At 71.1% G+C, this 6,590-nt stretch carries 8 protein-coding genes; 6 read left to right on the forward strand and 2 right to left on the reverse strand.

The features are described from left to right. Positions 1-30 precede the first annotated feature (30 nt). Positions 31-591, forward strand: coding sequence for a COG4315 family predicted lipoprotein (locus tag VFL99_RS09145; protein WP_325106034.1), 561 nt, complete (start codon positions 31-33; stop codon positions 589-591). Positions 592-625: 34 nt separating this feature from the next. Here the strand turns inward: VFL99_RS09145 and VFL99_RS09150 are convergent, their stop codons facing one another. After that, on the reverse strand, positions 626-2,032 hold the full coding sequence (locus tag VFL99_RS09150; protein ID WP_325106035.1) for a glycine--tRNA ligase: 1,407 nt from the start codon (positions 2,030-2,032) through the stop codon (positions 626-628). A 21-nt stretch (positions 2,033-2,053) separates the two neighbouring features. On the opposite strand from VFL99_RS09150, the gene VFL99_RS09155 reads away from it, so the two are divergent. The 5 genes from VFL99_RS09155 (at position 2,054) to VFL99_RS09175 (ending at position 5,777) form a co-directional block, all read left to right on the forward strand. Continuing rightward, the gene (locus tag VFL99_RS09155) at positions 2,054-2,446 is read left to right on the forward strand and encodes a DUF6703 family protein (protein WP_325106043.1); all 393 of its coding nucleotides are present in this window, start codon (positions 2,054-2,056) and stop codon (positions 2,444-2,446) included. 74 nt (positions 2,447-2,520) lie between these two features. Then, positions 2,521-3,507 carry a metal ABC transporter substrate-binding protein gene (locus VFL99_RS09160; RefSeq protein WP_325106036.1) on the forward strand — a complete coding sequence of 329 codons (987 nt, stop codon included), beginning with the start codon at positions 2,521-2,523 and terminating at the stop codon, positions 3,505-3,507. Continuing rightward, positions 3,504-4,382, forward strand: a complete 879-nt coding sequence (locus VFL99_RS09165; protein ID WP_325106037.1) for a metal ABC transporter ATP-binding protein — start codon at positions 3,504-3,506, stop codon at positions 4,380-4,382. The genes VFL99_RS09160 and VFL99_RS09165 overlap by 4 nt, the downstream gene beginning before the upstream one ends. Continuing rightward, positions 4,375-5,376, forward strand: coding sequence for a metal ABC transporter permease (locus VFL99_RS09170; protein WP_325106038.1), 1,002 nt, complete (start codon positions 4,375-4,377; stop codon positions 5,374-5,376). Before VFL99_RS09165 ends, VFL99_RS09170 begins: the two co-directional genes overlap by 8 nt. After that, the gene (locus tag VFL99_RS09175) at positions 5,376-5,777 is read left to right on the forward strand and encodes a Fur family transcriptional regulator (RefSeq protein ID WP_325106039.1); all 402 of its coding nucleotides are present in this window, start codon (positions 5,376-5,378) and stop codon (positions 5,775-5,777) included. Before VFL99_RS09170 ends, VFL99_RS09175 begins: the two co-directional genes overlap by 1 nt. 52 nt (positions 5,778-5,829) lie before the next feature. On the opposite strand, the gene VFL99_RS09180 is transcribed toward VFL99_RS09175, so the two are convergent. Then, the coding region (locus tag VFL99_RS09180) for an isoprenyl transferase (protein WP_325106040.1) at positions 5,830-6,590 on the reverse strand (761 nt) is incomplete at its 5' end.

The following is a 6,590-nucleotide window of genomic DNA, read 5'->3' on the forward strand; positions in this document are numbered from 1 at the left end:
TGCCCTCCATGTCACCAAAGGAGGTCGACCATGAATCGCACCATTTCCCTCAGCGTGCTCGCGCTCAGCGCGGCCGCAGCCCTCGCCGCCTGCGGCAGCAGTGGTGCACCGGGCGCCAGCAGCACCACGTCGGCGACCTCGGGCAGCACGCACGCCGCAAACGCAAAACCGGCCAGCCACGCCATGTCCGGGCTACACGTCGCCCACACCAAGCTCGGCAACATCCTCGTCAACGGCAACGGCATGACGCTCTACATGCTCACGTCGGACGGGCCGAACCAGTCCCACTGCAACGCGACGTGCCTGCACTACTGGCCGCTCGTGCCCGCGTCGCAGGGCGCGCACGCCAGCGGAGTCACCGCGAAGGTGGGCAGCACCAAGGCCACGAGCGGGGCGTCGATGCTGACCGTCGGCGGCTGGCCGCTCTACACCTACGTGCAGGACAGCAAGCCGGGGGATGTCACGGGTCAGGGCATCAACACCTTCGGCGGCAAGTGGTACGTCCTGTCACCGAGCGGGCACCCGATCAAGGGCTCGGCGGCAAGCTCCTCACCCAGCTCGACCAGCAGTGGCGGCGGCTACGGCTACTGACCGTTGCCGCGCGGGTTCAGCGTCGACCGGGACCTCAGCAGCCGAGCAGCCGCGCGCCGAGGTAGGACTCGATCTGGTCGAGGGACACCCGCTCCTGCCCCATCGAGTCCCGCTCGCGCACCGTGACGGCCTGGTCGTCGAGGGTGTCGAAGTCGACCGTCACGCAGAAGGGCGTGCCGATCTCGTCCTGGCGGCGGTAACGACGGCCGATGGCGCCGGCGTCGTCGAAGTCGACCATCCAGTGCTGGCGCAACGCGGCGGCGAGGTCGCGCGCCTTCGGGGTCAGGTCGGCGTTGCGGGACAGCGGGAGCACCGCCACCTTGACCGGCGCGAGGCGCTTGTCGAGCCGCAGCACGACGCGCTTGTCCACCCCGCCCTTGGTGTTGGGCGCCTCGTCCTCGGCGTAGGCGTCCACGAGGAAGGTCATCAGCGCGCGCGACAAGCCGCCGGCCGGCTCGATGACGTAGGGGAACCAGCGCTCCCCCGCCTGCTGGTCGTAGTAGGACAGGTCGACCCCTGAGGCCTCCGAGTGCACCCGCAGGTCGTAGTCGGTGCGGTTGGCGATGCCCTCGAGCTCGCCCCACTCCGACCCGGTGAAACCGAACCGGTACTCGATGTCGACGGTCCGCGTCGAGTAGTGGGACAGCTTCTCCTGCGGGTGCTCGTAGTGACGCAGGTTGTCCTTGTTGATGCCGAGGTCGACGTACCACTGGGTGCGGGCGTCGATCCAGTACTGGTGCCACTCGGCGTCGGTGCCCGGCTGGCAGAAGAACTCCATCTCCATCTGCTCGAACTCGCGGGTGCGGAAGATGAAGTTGCCCGGCGTGATCTCGTTGCGGAAGCTCTTGCCGATCTGGGCGATGCCGAACGGCGGCTTCTTGCGCGCGGAGTTCATGACGTTCTGGAAGTCGAGGAAGATGCCCTGCGCGGTCTCCGGGCGCAGGTAGTGCATGCCGGACTCGTCCTCGACGACGCCGAGGTAGGTCTTGAGCAGACCGGAGAACTGGCGCGGCTCGGTCCACGCGCCCCGGGTGCCACAGTTCGGGCAGACGACATCGGACAGCGGGATGTCGTCCGGCTCGACCTGCTTGCCCTTGCGGGCGAGCTTCTCGGCCGCCGCCTCCTGCAGGTGGTCGGCGCGGAAGCGCTTGTGGCAGGACTGGCACTCGGTCAGCGGGTCCTTGAAGGTCGCCACGTGGCCGGAGGCCTCCCAGGTGCGCGTGGGCAGGATCACCGCGGAGTCCAGCCCGACGACGTCCTCGCGCAGCTGCACCATCGAGCGCCACCACTGCGCCTTGATGTTGTCCTTCAGCGCCACGCCCAGCGGGCCGTAGTCCCAGGCCGAACGCGTTCCTCCGTAGATCTCACCGCTCGCGAAGACGAAGCCCCGGCGCTTGCAGAGGCCGACGACGGTGTCGATGGTCGAGGTGGAGGAAGCCATGGGGACAAGGCTATCGGTGCCCTGCAGCGGCGACGTCGCAGGAGCCGCGAGACGGAACAGCGGGTTTGGCACCCCGTCGCGCCGCTCACGTACCCTCATGGCGTGTCCGCCACCTCTCGCCCGGCCTCCCCCGGTCTGCGCGGCGCGGTCGAGCGCGCCAGCATGCCGCTGCTCACCCGCCTGAGCCGCCTCCCCCGCGTCGTCCCCTTCCTGTCGATGCTGGCCCTGCTGCTCGTCGGGGCGTTCCTGGGCGGCCCCGTCGGCGTCGTGCTCGTCGCGGTGGCGGCGCTCTTCCTGGCCTGGCTGCTCTACCTCGCCTGGCCGAAGCTCGGCGGCAACGAGCGCCTCATGCGGCTGGCCGTCATCGCGCTCGTCGTCGCCGTGGCGGTCGTCCAGCTGGTCCCCAAGCCCTGACCGCACGGTCGGCGAGCCACCCGGCGTACCCTCTGATTTTGACAATCATTCTCAGTTGACTCACCATGGTCGGTATGCCGACCGCACGCCCCCGCCTGCGCCCTCGCCACGGCCTGGGCCTGGGCAGTGCCGCGGCGGCGGCGCTGCTGGCGCTGCTCCTCGCCCTGGTGCTGGCCGGGTGCGGCGGCACGGCCACCGCGACGAGCCACCGGGTGCAGGTGGTCGCGGCGTTCTACCCGCTGCAGTACGCCGTCCAGCAGGTCGGCGGCGACCATGTCGACGTCACCAGCCTGACCAAGCCCGGCGTGGAGCCGCACGAGCTGGAGCTCACCCCGCAGGACGTGGCGCACGTCGTCGACGCCGACCTCGTGGTCTACGAGCAGCACTTCCAACCGGCGGTTGACCAGGCGGTGGAGCAGGAAGCCCCGGACCACTCCCTCGACGTCGCGCCCGCGGCCCACCTCGACCTCCGGATCTCCTCCGGCATCGGCCGGGAGCTCCCCGACGAGCCGTTCGCCGGGCACGCGGACGAGGCCGGCGCGATCGACCCGCACTTCTGGCTCGACCCGATCCGCTACGCCGACGTCGGACACGCCATCGCCGACCGGCTCGCACAGCTCGACCCGGCCCACGCCGCCGACTACCGCGCCGGTGCCGCGCGCTTCTCGGCCCGACTGCACCGGCTGGACCACGCCTTCCGGTCCGGGCTGGCGCACTGCCGCAACGACCAGCTGGTCACCAGCCACAGCGCGTTCGGCTACCTCGCGCACCGTTACGGGCTCACCCAGGTGGGCATCACCGGCCTCAGTCCCGACGTCGAACCGGACCCGCGGACGCTTGCCGACGTGGCCGACTACGTGCGTCAGCACCACGTCGGCACGGTCTACTCCGAGACGCTGGCCAGCCCGGCCGTCGCCCGCGCCGTGGCCAGCGAGACCGGCGCCCACCTGGCCGTGCTGGACCCGATCGAGGGCCTGACCGACCAGTCGGCCGGCCGCACCTACTTCGCGATCATGCGTGCCAACCTGCGCACGCTGCAGAAGGGACAGGGCTGCTCATGAGACGCCACGCTTCCCCGCCGGAGACCGACGCTCCCCGCAGCATGACGCCCGGATCGCCGGTCATGTCCCTGCACGGCGCCTCCTTCGGGTATGCCGACCGCGCCGTCATCGGCGACGTCACCTTGCGCATCGACCCCGGTGAGGTCGTCGCGCTGCTGGGCCCCAACGGGTCGGGCAAGTCCACCCTCGTGAAGGGCCTGCTGGGCCTGAACCAGCACCTCGCCGGCCAGGTCGAGCTGTTCGGCACCCCGCTGGGGCAGTTCCGCGAGCACGCCCGGCTCGGCTACGTCCCGCAGCGGCACACGCTGTCGGCCTCGGTGCGGGCGACCGTGGACGAGATCGTCATGGTGGGGCGGCTGCCGCACCAGTCGTGGCTGGCCCGGGCGGGGCGCGAGGACCGGGCCATCGTCAGCCGGGCACTCGAGCTCGTCGGCCTGGAGGACCGCGCGCACGAGGACGTCTCGACGCTCTCCGGCGGCCAGCAGCGACGGGTCCTCATCGCCCGGGCGCTCGCCGCCCAACCGGACGTCCTGGTCATGGACGAGCCGACCGCGGGTGTCGACGCGGCCAGCCAGGAGGTGCTCGCCCAGGTGCTGGCGCGGCTGGCCGGCCGCGGCACGACCATGCTGATCGTCACGCACGAGCTCGCCGCCCTGCACGACATCGTCAGCCGCATCGTCATGGTCTCCACCGGGCACGTCCGCTTCGACGGCACGCCAGCCGAGTTCGCACGCCAACAGGCCGTCCTCACCCTCGGCGACGGCAGCCACGGCGGCCACCACCACGACCACGACGACGCCGTCGACCCGCGCCACCCCAGCTCCACGCCGGCGGGTGGGCCGCTCGACCCCGAGCAAGGAGGAGCCGGTGCTTGACCTGCTCACCTACGACTTCATGCAGCGGGCGCTCATCGCGGCGCTCCTGGTCGGGATCGCCGCCCCGATGGTGGGCGTCTTCCTGGTCCAGCGCCGGCTGTCCCTCATCGGCGACGGCATGGGCCACGTCGCCCTCGCCGGGGTGGCGATCGGCGTGGTCACGAGCACCTCACCGGTGTTCGCCGCCCTCATCGCCGCCGTCGTCCTGGCGGTGCTGGTCGAGCTGATCCGGGCCCGTGGCCGGACCAGTGGGGACGTGGCGCTGGCCGTGATGTTCTACGGCGGCATCGCCGCCGGTGTGGTGATCATCAGCCGAGCGAGCGGGGGCAGCGCGACCAGCCTCACGGCATACCTCTTCGGGGCGATCACGACGACGAGCGTCACCGACCTCGTGGTCTTCGCGGTCCTGGCCTTCGTGGTCATGGCCACGACCTGGCTCCTGCGCCCGCGGCTGTTCGCGGTGGCCAACGACGAGGAGTACGCCCGGGCGACCGGGTTGCCGGTGCTCGCGCTGAACATCGTGCTGGCCGTCCTGACCGCCGTCACGGTCGTGGTCGCGATGCGCGTGGTCGGGCTGCTGCTCATCAGCGCGCTCATGATCGTGCCCAACGCGGCGGCCCAGCTGGTGGCACGCAGCTTCCGGTCGGCCGTGCGCTGGGCCGTGGCGATCGGCGTGGTCGCGAGCATCGGCGGCGTCGGCGTCTCGTTCTACGCCGCCACCCCGTCGGGCGGGACGATCGTCATCCTGACCATCCTCATCTTCCTGGCGCTGTCGGCCGGCGCGGGCCTGATGCACCGGCTGCGGGCAGCCGGCCACCACGAGGCCGAGCAGCACGACCACGAGCACGGGCCCGGGTGCGGCCACCCGGCCGTCGCGCACGACGACCACGTGGACTACCTGCACGACGGGCACCGGCACGCGCCGCACGGGGCGCACTACGACGAGCACGACCTCGGTGACGGGGTGCCGAGCGAGGAGACAGCGAGGAAGTGATGACCGACAAGGCGCGACGGCCGACCCGGCAGCAGGCAGCAGTGGCCGCACTGCTGGAGGACACCGAGGACTTCAGCTCCGCGCAGGAGTTGCACGCCCGGCTGCGCGAGGCCGGGGAGTCCGTCGGGCTGGCGACGGTCTACCGGACCCTGCAGGCCCTGGCCGCCGAGGGTGACCTCGACGTGCTCCGCACCGAGGACGGCCAGGCGATCTACCGCCGGTGCAGCACCGGGCACCACCACCACCTGGTCTGCCGGTCCTGCGGTCGGACAGTGGAGGTCGAGGGACCGACCGTGGAGCGCTGGACCGACGCCGTCGCCGCCGAGCACGGCTTCTCCGACGTCGAGCACACCCTGGAGATCACCGGCACCTGCGGCGACTGCGCCACCCCGCGAATCTAGGGACTCTCCCGCAGATCTCGGGACTTCCCCGCCGATCTCGGGAGAAAACTCCCTAGACCGGCGGGGAAGTCCCGAGATCGGCGGTGCTGCGGTCGACCGCCCCGCCGTAGCGGCGGTCGCGGGAGGCGTAGATCTCGATGCCGCGCCACAGGTCGCGCCGGTCGAAGTCCGGCCACAGCGTGTCGAGGAAGACCATCTCGGCGTAGGCCGACTGCCAGAGCAGGAAGTTCGAGGTGCGCTGCTCGCCCGAGCTGCGCAGGAACAGGTCGACGTCGGGCATGTCCGGCACGTACAGGTGCCGGCGGATCTGCTTCTCGGTGATGGCGCTCGGCTTCAGCCGCCCCGCCTTCACCTCGTCCGCGAGAGCGCGCATCGCGTCCACCAGCTCGACGCGGCCGCCGTAGTTCACGCACATCGTCAGCGTGAGCACGTCGTTCCCGCGGGTCAGCTGCTCGGCGAACTGCAGCTCCTTGATCACCGAGCCCCACAGCCGGGGCTTGCGCCCCGCCCATCGCACCCGCACGCCCCACTCGTTGAGCTGATCGCGCCGGCGGTGCAGCACGTCGCGGTTGTAGCCCATCAGGAAGCGCACCTCCTCGGGTGAGCGCGCCCAGTTCTCCGTGGAGAACGCGTACACCGAGAGGTGCTTCACACCGGCCTGGATGGCGCCGGCGACGACGTCGAGCAGCACCTCCTCGCCGGCCTTGTGACCCTCGATGCGGCTGAGCCCCCTGCGGTTCGCCCAGCGTCCGTTGCCGTCCATGACGATCGCGACGTGGTTCGGCACCGCGGGGAACTGCGGCGGGTGAGCCC

The sequence above is a fragment of the Segeticoccus sp. genome, assembly GCF_035708005.1.

Excerpts from the sequence above, each read along its gene's own strand:
- VFL99_RS09175 (WP_325106039.1), top strand. The coding sequence starts at position 5,376 with ATGACCGACAAGGCGCGACGGCCGACCCGGCAGCAGGCAGCAGTGGCC.
- VFL99_RS09165 (WP_325106037.1), top strand. The coding sequence starts at position 3,504 with ATGAGACGCCACGCTTCCCCGCCGGAGACCGACGCTCCCCGCAGCATG.
- VFL99_RS09150 (WP_325106035.1), bottom strand. The coding sequence starts at position 2,032 with ATGGCTTCCTCCACCTCGACCATCGACACCGTCGTCGGCCTCTGCAAG.
- VFL99_RS09145 (WP_325106034.1), top strand. The coding sequence starts at position 31 with ATGAATCGCACCATTTCCCTCAGCGTGCTCGCGCTCAGCGCGGCCGCA.
- VFL99_RS09160 (WP_325106036.1), top strand. The coding sequence starts at position 2,521 with ATGCCGACCGCACGCCCCCGCCTGCGCCCTCGCCACGGCCTGGGCCTG.